This is a genomic window from Streptomyces sp. NPDC013457 (genome assembly GCF_043089925.1).
Taxonomy (GTDB): Bacteria; Actinomycetota; Actinomycetes; order Streptomycetales; family Streptomycetaceae; genus Streptomyces.
On sequence record NZ_JBICBL010000009.1, the window covers coordinates 59,987 to 72,585 of the forward strand.

A 12,599-nucleotide genomic window follows, 5' to 3' on the forward strand; every position below is an offset into this window, starting at 1 on the left:
TCTCGCCGTCATGAGCCTTGAGGTACGCCCCGTGGGCGAGTCCGAGTTCGGCGAGTGGCTGTGTGCCGTGAAGACGGGGTTCATGCGGCCACCGGTCCTCGGGGACGGCGAGGCCGAGGCGCGGCGGCAGAACTTCGACCTCTCCCGCACGCTCGGCGTGTTCGACAAGGGCAGGATCGTCGGCACCTTCCGTACCTTCACGCAGGAGCTGTCCACGGTCGGGGGCGGCTCGCTCGTCGCCGACGCCGTCAGCCAGGTCACCGTCTCGCCGACGCACCGCCGCCGAGGCGTGCTCAGGGGGGCGATGACGGCGGACCTCGCCGCGGCGAAGGAGCGGGGCGACGCCGTCGCGACCCTCATCGCCGCCGAGTACCCGATCTACGGCCGGTACGGCTTCGGGCCCGCCGCCTGGACCACCGAGTGGGCCGTCGACCTGACGCGCGCCGGGCTCGACCCCCGCCGCACGGGCCGGCCCGAGTGCGGCGGCTCGATCGAGCTGTCCGACGGCGCCGAGATCCGCAAGATCGGCCCCGAGGTCCACCGCCGGCTGGCCCGCGTCCGGGCCGGCGTCCCGAACCGGGAGGCGCGCGACTGGGAGCGCGGCACGGGTGCCGGTTTCCAGACCGAGCCCTGGACCGAGCCCTTCTACGCCGTCTACCGCTCGGAGTCCGGCGAGGTGGAGGGTTATGCCGCCTACCGCTCGGACGACAAGTGGGACGACGGCAAGCAGCCGGTCAACACGGTCTCCGTCCGGGACCTGATCGCCTGCACCCCGGCCGCCGAGCGGGCGCTGTGGCAGTACCTCTGCTCGATCGACTGGGTGACCTCGGTCCGGTCGGGCTACCGCGCCCCCGACGACCTCCTGCCGATGCTCCTGCCCGACCCGCGCGCGGCGAGGGTCGTCAGCCACGCCGACATGCTGTGGGTCAGGGTCCTGGACGTGGCCAAGGTGCTGGAGGGCCGTAGTTACGCGGCTTCCGGCTCCCTCGTCCTGGAGCTGCGGGACGCGGACGGACTGGCCGGCGGGCGCTACCGGCTCGACGCCTCCCCGGAGGGCGCGGAGTGTTCCCGTACGACCGGATCCGCCGACCTCGCCCTCGACATCGCCGAGTTGGGGACCCTCTCGCTCGGCGACGAGTCGGTGACGCGGCTGGTGGCACTGGGCCGGGTGGAGGAGCTGACGGCGGGTGCGGCCGCCCGCGCGGACGTGGTGCTGCGGTCCGCGCGCCGGCCGTGGTGCCCCGACATATTCTGAGCGGTCTCCCTCACCTCGTCCGGAGGCGGAACAGCGCCCCCGAGGCGGCGATGCCCGTGGCCATGAGTCCGGCGCACCAGGCCAGCGCGATCCAGGGCGTGTCGCCGACCGGCTGGTCGAGCAGCAGTCCGCGCATCGACTCGATGAGCGGGGTGACGGGCTGGTGCTCGGCGAAGCCGTGCAGCCAGCCCGGCATGGTCTCGATCGGGACGAACGCGCTGCTCGGGTAGGGCAGGAACATCATGAAGAACGTGACCCCGCCCGCCGCTTCGGGTGTGCGGGTGAGCAGCCCGAGCGCCGCCGCGAGCCAGGAGATCGCGGTGATGAAGGCGACGAGCAGTCCGAGCGCGGCGAGCCAGCCGAGCGGGGTCGCGGTGGGCCTGAAGCCGATCGCGAAGGCCACGCCGAGGACGAGCACGGTGGCGACGAGGTTGCGGGCGACGCTCGCGCCGACATGGCCGGCGAGGATCGGCGTACCGCCGATGTCGAGCGAGCGGAAGCGGTCGATGATCCCGCCCTTCATGTCCTCGCTGACGCCGACGGCGGTCCCGGCGGAGCCGAAGCCGGAGCAGAGGATGAGGACGCCGGGGACCACGTAGGTCACGTACCGCGTGCCGGTGTCGATGGCTCCGCCGAAGAAGTAGACGAAGACCAGCATCAGCATGATCGGCAGCATCATCGAGGTGATGACGGCGTCGACGTTGCGGCGGCCGAGGCGGAGCCCGCGGGCGGTCATGGTGAGGGCGTCAGACATGGAGGGGCTCCTTCTCCGTGAGCGTCAGGAAGACGTCGTCGAGCGTCGCGGTGCGCAGCGCGAAGCGGACGATGTCGGTGCGGCCGGGGTCGAGTTCGTCGAGGAGCGCCCGGACCTGGGCGGCGCTGCCGTCGGTGGGGACGCCGAGGGTGAGGGTCTCGGGCTCGTGGTGGACGGCCCGGTCGGCGAACCGGAGGTAGCTCTCCCGGTCGCGCAGGACGAGGTCGAGCCGGTGGTCGGCGAACCGGGCCTTGAGCTGCTGCGCGGTGCCTTCGGCGACGACCCGGCCGGCGTCCATGACGGCGATCCGGTCGGCGAGCCGATCGGCCTCCTCCAGGTACTGGGTGGTGAGGAAGACGGTCGTACCGCTGTCGGAGAGGGCACGGACCACGTCCCAGAGTTCCCTGCGGCTGCGCGGGTCGAGTCCGGTGGTCGGCTCGTCGAGGAAGATCACCGAGGTCTCGCCGGGGTCGCGGACCAGACCGGCGGCGAGGTCGAGGCGGCGGCGCATGCCCCCCGAGTACGTCCTGGCGAGGCGCCCACCCGCCTCTGAGAGGCCGAAGCGCTCCAGGAGTTCGGTGGCGCGGCGGGCGGCGGCCGGGCGGGAGAGGCCGGAGAGCCGGGCCATCATGCGCAGGTTCTCGGCGCCGGTCTGCATCTCGTCGACGGCGGCGAACTGCCCGGTGAGGCTGATGGCGCGGCGCACCCGGGACCGCTCGCCGGCGATGTCGTATCCGGCCACGCGCGCCCGGCCGGAGTCCGGGGCGGTGAGGGTGGCGAGGATGCGGACCGTGGTCGTCTTGCCGGCGCCGTTGGGGCCGAGGAGGGCGAAGACGGTGCCCTGTTCGACGCGGAGGTCGAGGGAGTCGAGTACGGGGACGGTCCCGTAGGCCTTGCGCAGGCCGGAGGCTTCGACGGCGGGTGGTGCGGCCGGGACGGCGCGTGGTGCGGGCGCGGCGGCGGATGGCATGGTTCCCCCTGGGATCAGTACTGCGTATGCCCTACGCGTTACTGTGTAAGGGTTACGCATTACTAGGATGGCCGTCAAGCGAAGAAGGGCGGATGTGGTGGCGGACGACAGGACCGAGGGCGGCGGAACCTTCCTGCCCGCGAGCATCGAGGCCGCCTGGGGGCTGCGCGAGCGCCCCTCCAAGGGCCCCAAGCCGGGGCTCACCCTCGACCGGATCGTGACCACGGCCGTCGCCGTCGCCTCGGCGGAGGGCCTCGACGCGGTCTCCATGGGCCGGATCGCCAAGGAGCTCGGCGTCTCGCCCATGTCCCTCTACCGCTACGTCGGCGCCAAGAGCGAGCTGTACGTCCTGATGCAGGACGTCGCCACGGGCGCCCCGCCCGTCCCGCTCCCGCCCGGCACCGGCTGGCGCGAGGGGATCGAGCACTGGGCCTGGGCGATGCGCGAGGTCTACCACCGCAACCTCTGGATGCTCCGCATCCCGCTCTCCGGCCCGCCCGCGACGCCGAACACCGTCGCCTGGTGGGAGCAGGCCATGGTCGCCCTGGAGGGCACCGGCCTGGACGAGGGGACCAAGGTCTCGGTCGTCATGCTGCTCGGCGGCTTCGTCCGCAACGAGGCGCTGATGATGGCCGACCTCGGCGCCGTCATCAGCGCGAGCGGGGAGAGCCCGGAGGTGGTCCTCTCCCGTTACGGCCACACCCTGCGGCGGCTGGCAGACCCGGAGCGCTATCCGGCGGTTGCGCGGATGCTGGACGCGGGCGTGATGGACCAGGCGGACGAGCCCGACTACGAGTTCCGGTTCGGTCTGGACCGGATCCTCGACGGGGTCGCACCGCTGGTGGAGGGGGCCGGGCGCTCGTAGAACTGGAGCACACCGCCGACGCCGAAGCATGCCGCTCCCGTGAGCGTGCCCCAGTTGGCGACGGCGACGCTCACCAGGTCCCCGGTCGAGGGCCGGGTGAAGGCGGTGACCGCCGAGGCCATGAAGAGGACCGACCCGAGCTGGTTGACCGCCACGATCCACCAGGCGAGGTCGTGCGGGAGGATCCGTGGCCGCCCGTGGCACACCTCGACCAGCGCGAGGTGCCCGGAGATCAGGAACAGGATGCAGCCGACCATGTCCGGGGCCCAGACCAGCCTGTTCACCTGCTCCACGGAGAGCCCGTGCAGCAGCGAGCCCACCAGGTTGATGCCGAACACGAGGGTGCCGGCGAACAGCACGAAGGTGCTGAGCCAGTCGATCCGGCCCGGTTCGTAGCTCCACCATCTCCAGCGCCGCGCGGCCAGCGCCCCGGCCTCGTGGTCACGGTCGGGCGTGTTGATCGCCTGGAGCAGTGAGGCGTACCCGCCGGTGTTGAAGCAGAGGCCGCCGGTGAAGTAGATCCACGCACTCGTGATGTCGCCCGGACCGAACTGGGCCAGCCCGGCACCGAGGGCGAACAGCGCGCCCCCGACGGTGAACGCGCAGGCGGCGACGGCGTTCAGCCTGCGCATCCGGCCGACCGAGACGCTGTCCGCCGTCCGCGCGCGGGGCTCCGGCTCGCCCGCCGCACGGACGGTCAGCAGGGCTCGCTTGCGCGCCAGGCGCGATTCCCAGACCGCGGTGACCCCGGTCTCGGGCCGCCACGTGACCCGGGTCGTGAACGGTCCCGCTCCTTCGGAGTGCACCTTCGCTCCCGCCACGAGCCGACTGTATCCCTCCCGGACGGAAACCACCCTTATGTAACGAGTAGGGCGATATGTCTGCCGTCAGGTGAGCACGTTGACGGCGCGGGCGACCACCAGGCCGAGGATGACCAGGGAGACGAGGGACTGCACCGCCATGGTGAGCTTGGCCCAGGGTGCAAGCGGCATGACGTCCGTGGGGCTGAAGGCGGTGGCGTTGGTGAGCCCGAGATAGAGGTAGTCGACGTAGTGGGGGCGCCAGTCGGGCGCGGCGAGCTCGGGGCTGAACTGCTGGGGGAAGGCGAGTGCCGGGGTAGGGGGCATGCGGTGGAGGCGGGCCGCCGCTCCGCCGCCGTCGAGCTCGAAGTACAGCAGCGAGAACGCGAGGACCGTGCCCGCCCAGACCGTGCCCCCGGTCTGGAGCAGGCTGGTGGCGTCGGCGGTCTCGCTCCCGTTGTGGATGATGTCGTCGATCAGCTGGACGGTCGACCAGACGGCGCCGAGCGCGAGCACGGCGACGAGGGTGATCGACACGGCGCGCAGTGCGGCGGAGCGGCGGTCGATCCGGCCCGGGTCGCCCGCGATCAGCGCCAGCAGGAGCAGGCCCTCGGCGGACGGGAGCACCCACTTGGGCGCGATCCGCAGGGAGTCGGGGAGCAGCAGGGTGAGCACCATGGCGGTCACGACGGCCGCGGCCATGGGCCAGCGGGCCTCGCCGACGGGCTCGGTCTGCTGTGGCGGGGGTTCCTGGGGCGCCTGCGGTTCCTGCGGTTCCTGCGGTTCCTGGGGTTCCTGCGGTTCTTGCGGCGGGGGAGCGGGAGGTCGGCTCACGTCGGTTGCTCCCTGTCGGTGTCGTGGGCCGGTCGGCGAGCTCCCACTCCACTACGCCTCGCCGGGCCTCGCACGGCCCGGGACCCGGCCGGGTCAACACGACGACCGGAACGGCGGACACGCGCCGCACGGGAGCGACCCGGAGGGCGGCCCGGGACCTCGGGGCGGGCTCACGCCTCCTGAAGCGCCGTCAGGAGATCCCGTACGGCGGGCAGCGCCAGGGAGGACTCCCGAACCGCCGCGTGGATCGAGCGGACCGGCTCCGGGCCGCGGACCTTACGGACGACCACGTTCGGGTGGCGGCTGCCCAGGCCCGCCACCGGGACCAGGCTGATCCCCAGGCCGGCGGCGACGAACCCCTGGGCGGTGGCGTACTCCTCGCACTCCACCGCGATGTCCGGCGTGAACCCGGCCGCCGCGCAGGCCTCCAGGACCGCGTCCAGGCAGGGGCCGGGGCGTTCGCTGCCGACCCACGGCTCGTCCGCGAGGTCGGCGAGGTCGACGAGCCTGCGGTCGGCGAACCGGTGGCCCCTGGGGAGGACGGCCCGGTACGGGTCGTCGACGAGGTGGACGAGGCGGAGGCCGTCGGCGGACGCTGTGCCCCGCGGCCGGACCACGAGCGTGAGGTCCGCCTCCGGGTCGGGCGCCGCGCCCTCGGCGATCCTCAGGTCCACCCGTACACCCGGGTGTTCGGACCGGAAGCGGGCCAGGGCCGGGGCGACGAGGTCGGTGCCGGCGGTGGCGAAGTACCGGACGGTCACCTGCCCGGTGCGCCCGGCCCTCAGGTCCGCGAGCGCGGTCTCGGCCTCGGCGACCTGGCGACCGATCAGGGCCGCGTGCTCGGTGAGCAGCAGCCCGGCGGCGGTGGGCCGGACGCCCCGCCCGGAGCGTTCGAGCAGCGCGATGCCGGCCTCCTTCTCCAGGACGTTGATCTGCTGGCTCACGGCGGAGGGCGTGTAGCCGAGGTTCGCGGCGGCGGCGGTGACGGAGCCGCTGGTGACGACGGCCCGGAGGACCTGCATGCGTCTCACATCGAGCATGTAGCACAGCTTAACGGTGGATGCATGATCCTGCGCTTGTCCTGTCGAGTCGCGGCGAGGACCGTGGACGCCATGACTTCGGCGACGCGCATGGGCGTCCTGGCCCTGCTCTGGGGCTCGGGCTTCCTCTGGATCAAGCTGGCTCTGGACCACGGCCTCACCCCCGGGTGGATCACCTTCGTACGGTGCCTGCTCGGGGCCGGTGTGCTGCTCGCGCTCGCGTGGGCGGGCGGGCAGAAGCTGCCGCGGGACCGGACGACGTGGGGGCGGCTGGCGGTCGCGGCCTTCTTCTGCAACGCCCTGCCGTTCCTGCTGTTCGGCATCGGTGAGCAGTCCGTCGACAGCGGTGTCGCGGGCGTTCTGAACGCCACCACCCCGCTCTGGTCCCTGTTCATCGGGCCGGTGATCGGCACGGAGCGCGGCCTCGGTGCGGCGAAGGCCGGCGGGCTCGTCCTCGGCTTCGCCGGGGTACTGCTGATCTTCGCGCCCTGGAGCGGGGACTCCGGGCTGCTGAGCTGGGGCGCGCTTGCCCTGCTCGGCGCTTCTGCGAGTTATGCGGTGGCCTTCGCGTACATGGCCCGCCGGCTCACCGGCCGGGGCACCGCTCCCGTGGCGCTCTCCGCGGCCCAGCTCGTGGCGGCGACCGTCCTCAGCGCGCCGGCGCCGCTGGCCATGGCCGGGGGCGCGGGGGCGGTGACCTGGGCGGGGGTGGGCGCGGTCGTCGTCCTCGGGGTCTTCGCGACCGGGCTGACCTTCCACCTCAACTACCGGATGATCGCCGAGGAGGGCCCGACGAGCGCCGCGACGGTCGGCTACCTGCTGCCGGTCGTCTCGGTGGCGCTCGGGGCCCTCGTCCTGGACGAACCGCTGACGGTACGGGTCGTGGTGGGGATGGCGGTCGTACTCGCCGGTGTGGCGCTTACGCGGCGGGCGCCGCGACCCGCTCCCGCTGCTGTCCCTGCCCCTGCTCCCGCTGGGCCCGCCCGCCGTTCCTCGGCCGGCGCAGCACCGTGAGGGCGACGGCGAAGGCGGCGGCCAGGAGCCCGGTGGCGACGGCGAACGCCAGGTGGTGACCGGAGGTCAGGGCCTCGGCTACGGGCCGGCCCGCCTCGGTCAGGGACTCGGTACGGGTGGCGGCCAGGGTGGAGAGGACCGCGATCCCGAGGGCCATGCCGATCTGCTGGGTGGTGTTGAAGAGGCCCGAGGCGAGGCCCGCGTCCTCCTCCCGCGCGCCGGACATGCCCAGCGAGGTCAGGGCGGGCAGCGCGAGGCCGAAACCGGCCGCCAGCAGCATCACGGGCAGCAGATCGGTGACGTACGAGGCGTGCACCGGGAGCCGGGTGAGCAGGCCGAGCATCACCACGAGCAGCGCGAGCCCTGAGAGCAGGACGGCGCGCTCGCCGAAGCGGGCGTTGAGGCGGGCCGAGACGCCCAGGGACACCGCGCCGATGACGGCGGCGGCCGGGAGCATCGCGAGACCGGTCTCGGCGGCGCCGTACGCGAGGACCTTCTGCAGGTGGAGCGCGACGAGGACCTGGAAGGAGAAGAGAGCGGCGACCATCAGCATCTGGACCAGGTTGGCGCCCGAGACGCTGCGCGAGCGCAGGATCCGGAGCGGCATCAGCGGGTTCGCGATCCTGGCCTGGCGGACGACGAAGCCGGCGAGGAGGGCGAGCGAGAGCGCGCCGAGCCCGAGGGTGTGGGCCGAGGCCGCGCCGTACTCCTCGATCTTGACGACCGCGTAGATGCCGACCATCAGACCGGCGGTGACGAGCAGCGCGCCGAGCACGTCCGCGCCGCCGCCGGCCCTGAGGCCCGGACCGCGGTCGGCGGGCAGGGCGCGGAGGGCGACGAGGAGGGTCGCGACGCCGATGGGCAGGTTGATGAAGAAGATCCAGTTCCAGGTGAGCGCGTCGGTCAGGACCCCGCCGAGGACCTGTCCGATGGAGGCGCCGGCCGCGCCGGTGAAGCTGAACACGGCGATGGCCCTGGCGCGTTCGCGGGCTTCGGTGAAGAGCGTGACGAGGATGCCGAGGCTCACGGCCGAGGCCATCGCGCTGCCGACGCCCTGGAGGAAGCGTGCCGCGATCAGGACGCCGGGGGAGGCCGCGACGCCGGCGAGCAGCGAGGCGGCGGTGAAGACGGCCGTGCCCGCGAGGAACATCCGCCGGCGGCCGATCAGGTCGCCGAGGCGTCCGGCGAGGAGGAGCAGCGAGCCGAAGGCGATGAGGTACGCGTTGACGATCCAGCTGAGCCCGGCCGGGGTGAAGCCGAGGTCGCCCTGGATGGCCGGCATGGCGACGGTGACGATGCTGCCGTCGAGGATCGTCATCAGCATCCCGGCGGCCAGGACGCCGAGGGCGAGCGAGCGGGAGCGGGAGGGGGCGGATGTGGCGGGCATGGGGTCTCTCCTGTTCGACGGAGGCAACAGGAAAGACCGTAGCAGATAGTTCCGTTGCAGACTATCTTTTACGGATCGAGGATGGGGTGGGGGTGGGGGTCAGCCCTTCTGTCGCGCCCGACGGGCCGGCCGTGCACCTTCGACGGGCGTCTCCAGGTGGCCGGTGACCAGGCGGTTCAGCGCACGCAGCAGCACCTCGCGCTCCGTGTCGGGGAGTGAGGCCAGGGCGCCGTGGTGCACCCGGTCGACGATCTCCTGACTCTCCGCCGCGACCTCCGCCCCCTTCGCCGTCACCGCGATGATCCGGGCGCGCCGGTCGGAGCTGGAAGGCCGGCGCTCGGCGAGGCCGGCCTTCTCCAGGGCGTCGACGGTGACGACCATCGTGGTCTTGTCCATGTCCCCGATCTCGGCGAGCTGCGCCTGGGTGCGCTCCTCCTCCAGGGCGTGGACGAGGACGCAGTGCATACGGGGGGTGAGTCCGATCTCCCCGAGCTCGGCGGTCATCTGCGTACGCAGGACGTGGCTGGTGTGATCGAGAAGGTAGGAGAGGTCCGGTTCGGTGCGCGAGGGTGCCATGGCTGTCATGCCAGCCAGGGTAGGTCACTCGATCCGTCGCGGATTATCAGAAAGCGGACGACCCCCGCCCGCCGGACTTCCCCGGCTCGCGTGGCCGCCTCGCCTCCGGCGTACGCCCGCACGGTGAGGCGCGACACTCTTGCAAGCGCCTGCTTGCAAAAGTTAGCGCCGGATGTCATCGTCACCGTCATGGCATCACTCAACGTCGGCAACCTTGGCGAGTACCTCCGTGAGCAGCGGCGCACCGCGCAGCTGTCGTTGCGGCAGCTCGCGGAGGCCGCGGGGGTGTCCAATCCGTATCTGAGTCAGATCGAGCGCGGTCTGCGCAAGCCCAGCGCCGAGGTGCTGCAGCAGGTCGCCAAGGCCCTGCGGATCTCCGCCGAGACGCTGTACGTGCGGGCCGGAATCCTCGACGAGAAGGAGCGGGACGAGCTGGAGACGCGCGCCGTCATCCTGGCCGACCCCTCCATAAGCGAGCGGCAGAAGCAGGTGCTGCTCCAGATCTACGACTCCTTCCGCAAGGAGAACGCCGCCGAGGCGGCTGAAGCGGCCGAGGCGGTCCAGGCGACCGACGCCGCCGACGCCGCCGATGCCACCGGCGTCACAGCCGGACCCACCCCGAGCTAGTACGTACACATCCGGGAGGACCACCACCATGGCCATCATCGAAGAACTGCGTACCCCCCTCTACTTCGCCGCCGGCACCGCCGACCTCGCCGTCCAGCAGGCCAAGAAGGTCCCCGGCCTGATCGAGCAGATCGCCGCCGAGGCGCCCGCGCGCATCGACGCCGTCCGCAACACCGACCCCAAGGCCGTGCAGGAGAAGGTCACGGACCGGGCCAAGGAGGCCCAGGCCACCGTGCAGTCGAAGCTCGCCGAGGTCGTCGGCAACCTCGACACCGACCTGAAGAAGCTCGGCGAGACCGCTCAGGACCTGGCCCTGCGGAGCGTCGGCGTGGCCGCCGAGTACGCGGTCAAGGCGCGCGAGAAGTACGAGGAGGTCGCCGCCCACGGCGAGGAGGCCGTCCGGGCGTGGCGCGGTGAGGTGGCCGATGAGATCACCGAGATCGCGGTGGTCGTCGAGCCGGAGCCGGCGAGCGCGCCGGAGGCGAAGAAGGCCGAGTCCAAGGCCCAGGTGCCCGCCGCCAAGGCGGCCGAGCCCGCCGGTACGGCCGAGGCGTCCAAGCCCGCCCGGAAGACCACCGTGCGCAAGGCGCCGGCCAAGAAGCCGGTCACCGCCACCGAGAAGTGACCGCGGGCACCAATCAGGTTGCCCGGCGCGTTGTACCGGGTACCTTGGCCGCGAGGGCTCCCCATCACTGACTAGGCGGTTCAGACATGTTGCGCGACGGATTCGACCTCGGTCTCTCCCTGGTGACGGACCTGGTCTTCCTCGGCTTCGCCGTCGTCTCGTTCGTCTTCGCCGCCATGGCACGCGAGGACGCGTATCGCGCGGCCGGCAAGCAGACCAAGAAGTTCTGGCTGATCATCCTCGGCATCAACCTCGTCCTGAACCTGGTTCTGGACATGTTCTTCCTGCAGATCGCCGGGGTCATCGCCGCCATCGTCTTCATGGTCGACGTGCGGCCCGCCATCAAGCAGGTCTCAGGCGGCGGCCGGCGCGGCGGATCGAGCAGCGACGGTCCGTACGGTCCCTACAACGGCGGCCGGTAGAAGCGCGGAGCCGGTCGGGCGGTACGGCCTCAGGTGCCGCCGGCAGAGCCTGTGGCGGTACCCACCCGAACGGCAACGGCACCGCACCGCCCGTACGAGACGTTCCATGGGACCCAAGGGGCCCGGGGTCAGCCCCGGGCCCTTTCCAGTGCCAGGACCGCCACGTCGTCCGTCAGCTCCCCGCCGTTCAGCGAGCGCACCTCCGCCACCGCCGCCTCCAGGAGCTCCTCGCCCCGCAGGCCCTCCGCCAGCTGCCGGTTGATCATCTCGACCATCCCGTCCTGGCCGAGCCGCGGCGAGCCCGGGCCCGCCGAGCGGCCCTCGATCAGACCGTCCGTGTACATCACCAGGCTCCACGCCCCGCCCAGCTCCACCTGTCGCCGGGGCCAGCGGGCGCGCGGCAGCAGGCCGAGGGCCGGGCCGCCGTCCTCGTACGGGAGCAGCCGCGCGGGCCGGTCCTTGCGGGCGATCAGCGGTGCGGGGTGCCCGGCCAGGCAGAGGCCCGCCCGGCGCCCGTCGGGGGCGATGTCGACCGTGCAGAGCGTCGCGAAGATCTCCTCGCTCTCCCGCTCGTGCTCCAGGACGCGCTGGAGCGTGGAGAGCAGCTCGTCACCGCAGAGGCCCGCGAAGGTGAGCGCGCGCCACGCGATGCGCAGCTCCACGCCGAGCGCCGCCTCGTCGGGGCCGTGCCCGCAGACGTCGCCGATCATCGCGTGGACCGTGCCGTCGGGGGTGCGGACGGTGTCGTAGAAGTCGCCGCCGAGCAGCGCGCGGGAGCGGCCGGGCCGGTAGCGGGCGGCGAACCGCAGGTCGGAGCCCTCCAGGAGCGGGGTGGGGAGCAGCCCGCGCTCCAGCCGGGCGTTCTCCTGGGCCCGCAGCCGCGACTCGGTGAGCTTCACCTGCACCGCGTCGGCCCGCTTGCGCTCGACCGCGTAGCGGATGGCCCGGCTCAGCAGCCGGCCGTCGAGCTCCTCGCGGAAGAGGTGGTCCTGGGCCCCGACCCGTACGGCCTCCGCCGCCAGCTCCGCGTCGGCCGAGGCCGCGAGCGCGAGGACGGCGTGGCGCGGCGCGAGCCGCAGGATGTGGCGCAGGGGCGCGAGCGTGTCGTCGCCGGCGGCGCGGGGCCCGGGGAGGGCCAGGTCGACGAGGACGCAGTGCACGTCGTCGGTGAGGAGCCGCTCGGCCTCGGTGAGGTTCCGGGCGGTACGGATGCGGACGCGGGTCCCGTCGACGTCGTCGAGCATCTCGGGAACGGCGAGGGCACCCGCCGGGTCGTCCTCGACGACGAGCAGCGTGAGATCGGTGCCTGTCACAGCGGGCACAGCGCCGGGCGCCTCAGCAGAGACGATTCTCTGGCGCGGTACGGGTACGGGCATCGGTCGTGGTTTCCTTCCCTCCCCCCGAGGGCGCGGCGGGGCGACGAACGACGT

14 protein-coding genes are annotated in these 12,599 nt (G+C 72.6%); 6 read left to right on the top strand and 8 right to left on the bottom strand.

Annotated features, from left to right (window positions below):
- Positions 1–10 precede the first annotated feature (10 nt).
- The gene (locus ACF1G2_RS24350; RefSeq protein WP_391800278.1) at positions 11–1,255 is read left to right on the top strand and encodes a GNAT family N-acetyltransferase; all 1,245 of its coding nucleotides are present in this window, start codon (positions 11–13) and stop codon (positions 1,253–1,255) included.
- Between the two features lie 10 nt (positions 1,256–1,265).
- Here the strand turns inward: ACF1G2_RS24350 and ACF1G2_RS24355 are convergent, their stop codons facing one another.
- Both ACF1G2_RS24355 and ACF1G2_RS24360 read right to left on the bottom strand, forming a co-directional pair.
- Complete coding sequence (locus ACF1G2_RS24355) at positions 1,266–2,009, bottom strand: ABC transporter permease (protein ID WP_391800279.1); 744 nt, start codon at positions 2,007–2,009, stop codon at positions 1,266–1,268.
- Complete coding sequence (locus ACF1G2_RS24360; RefSeq protein ID WP_391800280.1) at positions 2,002–2,979, bottom strand: ATP-binding cassette domain-containing protein; 978 nt, start codon at positions 2,977–2,979, stop codon at positions 2,002–2,004. Before ACF1G2_RS24360 ends, ACF1G2_RS24355 begins: the two co-directional genes overlap by 8 nt.
- A gap of 97 nt (positions 2,980–3,076) precedes the next feature.
- Between ACF1G2_RS24360 and ACF1G2_RS24365 the strand changes: the two genes are divergently transcribed.
- Complete coding sequence (locus tag ACF1G2_RS24365; protein ID WP_391800281.1) at positions 3,077–3,844, top strand: TetR/AcrR family transcriptional regulator; 768 nt, start codon at positions 3,077–3,079, stop codon at positions 3,842–3,844.
- On the opposite strand, the gene ACF1G2_RS24370 is transcribed toward ACF1G2_RS24365, so the two are convergent.
- From ACF1G2_RS24370 to ACF1G2_RS24380, 3 genes are all read right to left on the bottom strand, one after another.
- Positions 3,769–4,665: a hypothetical protein gene (locus ACF1G2_RS24370; protein ID WP_391800282.1), complete on the bottom strand. Its 897-nt coding sequence runs from the start codon at positions 4,663–4,665 to the stop codon at positions 3,769–3,771. The genes ACF1G2_RS24365 and ACF1G2_RS24370 overlap by 76 nt on opposite strands.
- A gap of 66 nt (positions 4,666–4,731) precedes the next feature.
- Positions 4,732–5,478 (bottom strand): hypothetical protein, encoded by a 747-nt coding sequence (locus ACF1G2_RS24375; protein ID WP_391800283.1) that lies wholly within the window; start codon positions 5,476–5,478, stop codon positions 4,732–4,734.
- Positions 5,479–5,648: 170 nt separating this feature from the next.
- Positions 5,649–6,518 carry a LysR family transcriptional regulator gene (locus ACF1G2_RS24380; protein ID WP_391800284.1) on the bottom strand — a complete coding sequence of 290 codons (870 nt, stop codon included), beginning with the start codon at positions 6,516–6,518 and terminating at the stop codon, positions 5,649–5,651.
- A gap of 72 nt (positions 6,519–6,590) precedes the next feature.
- Here ACF1G2_RS24380 and ACF1G2_RS24385 point away from each other — a divergent pair, with 72 nt between their 5' ends.
- A complete protein-coding gene (locus ACF1G2_RS24385) occupies positions 6,591–7,532 on the top strand; it encodes a DMT family transporter (protein WP_391800285.1) in 942 nt (313 codons plus the stop codon).
- On the opposite strand, the gene ACF1G2_RS24390 is transcribed toward ACF1G2_RS24385, so the two are convergent.
- Positions 7,438–8,919: an MFS transporter gene (locus tag ACF1G2_RS24390; RefSeq protein WP_391800286.1), complete on the bottom strand. Its 1,482-nt coding sequence runs from the start codon at positions 8,917–8,919 to the stop codon at positions 7,438–7,440. The two genes, ACF1G2_RS24385 and ACF1G2_RS24390, sit on opposite strands and share 95 nt — an antisense overlap.
- A 99-nt stretch (positions 8,920–9,018) precedes the next feature.
- Positions 9,019–9,504 (bottom strand): MarR family winged helix-turn-helix transcriptional regulator, encoded by a 486-nt coding sequence (locus ACF1G2_RS24395; RefSeq protein ID WP_391800287.1) that lies wholly within the window; start codon positions 9,502–9,504, stop codon positions 9,019–9,021.
- A 180-nt stretch (positions 9,505–9,684) separates the two neighbouring features.
- Between ACF1G2_RS24395 and ACF1G2_RS24400 the strand changes: the two genes are divergently transcribed.
- The 3 genes from ACF1G2_RS24400 (at position 9,685) to ACF1G2_RS24410 (ending at position 11,169) form a co-directional block, all read left to right on the top strand.
- On the top strand, positions 9,685–10,122 hold the full coding sequence (locus ACF1G2_RS24400; RefSeq protein WP_391800288.1) for a helix-turn-helix domain-containing protein: 438 nt from the start codon (positions 9,685–9,687) through the stop codon (positions 10,120–10,122).
- 28 nt (positions 10,123–10,150) lie between these two features.
- Positions 10,151–10,747, top strand: a complete 597-nt coding sequence (locus ACF1G2_RS24405; protein WP_391800289.1) for a hypothetical protein — start codon at positions 10,151–10,153, stop codon at positions 10,745–10,747.
- A gap of 86 nt (positions 10,748–10,833) precedes the next feature.
- Entirely contained in the window at positions 10,834–11,169 is a 336-nt protein-coding gene (locus ACF1G2_RS24410; RefSeq protein ID WP_391800290.1) for a DUF2516 family protein, read from the top strand.
- Between the two features lie 128 nt (positions 11,170–11,297).
- Here ACF1G2_RS24410 and ACF1G2_RS24415 read toward each other — a convergent pair whose 3' ends face one another.
- Positions 11,298–12,545: a PP2C family protein-serine/threonine phosphatase gene (locus tag ACF1G2_RS24415; RefSeq protein WP_391800291.1), complete on the bottom strand. Its 1,248-nt coding sequence runs from the start codon at positions 12,543–12,545 to the stop codon at positions 11,298–11,300.
- Positions 12,546–12,599: the final 54 nt, after the last annotated feature.

What these genes read in the sequence shown, in the direction of transcription:
- ACF1G2_RS24350 (WP_391800278.1), top strand. Translation starts at nt 11, where the DNA reads ATGAGCCTTGAGGTACGCCCCGTGGGCGAGTCCGAGTTCGGCGAGTGG.
- ACF1G2_RS24355 (WP_391800279.1), bottom strand. Translation starts at nt 2,009, where the DNA reads ATGTCTGACGCCCTCACCATGACCGCCCGCGGGCTCCGCCTCGGCCGC.
- ACF1G2_RS24360 (WP_391800280.1), bottom strand. Translation starts at nt 2,979, where the DNA reads ATGCCATCCGCCGCCGCGCCCGCACCACGCGCCGTCCCGGCCGCACCA.
- ACF1G2_RS24380 (WP_391800284.1), bottom strand. Translation starts at nt 6,518, where the DNA reads ATGCTCGATGTGAGACGCATGCAGGTCCTCCGGGCCGTCGTCACCAGC.
- ACF1G2_RS24385 (WP_391800285.1), top strand. Translation starts at nt 6,591, where the DNA reads ATGACTTCGGCGACGCGCATGGGCGTCCTGGCCCTGCTCTGGGGCTCG.
- ACF1G2_RS24390 (WP_391800286.1), bottom strand. Translation starts at nt 8,919, where the DNA reads ATGCCCGCCACATCCGCCCCCTCCCGCTCCCGCTCGCTCGCCCTCGGC.
- ACF1G2_RS24395 (WP_391800287.1), bottom strand. Translation starts at nt 9,504, where the DNA reads ATGACAGCCATGGCACCCTCGCGCACCGAACCGGACCTCTCCTACCTT.
- ACF1G2_RS24400 (WP_391800288.1), top strand. Translation starts at nt 9,685, where the DNA reads ATGGCATCACTCAACGTCGGCAACCTTGGCGAGTACCTCCGTGAGCAG.
- ACF1G2_RS24405 (WP_391800289.1), top strand. Translation starts at nt 10,151, where the DNA reads ATGGCCATCATCGAAGAACTGCGTACCCCCCTCTACTTCGCCGCCGGC.
- ACF1G2_RS24410 (WP_391800290.1), top strand. Translation starts at nt 10,834, where the DNA reads ATGTTGCGCGACGGATTCGACCTCGGTCTCTCCCTGGTGACGGACCTG.
- ACF1G2_RS24415 (WP_391800291.1), bottom strand. Translation starts at nt 12,545, where the DNA reads ATGCCCGTACCCGTACCGCGCCAGAGAATCGTCTCTGCTGAGGCGCCC.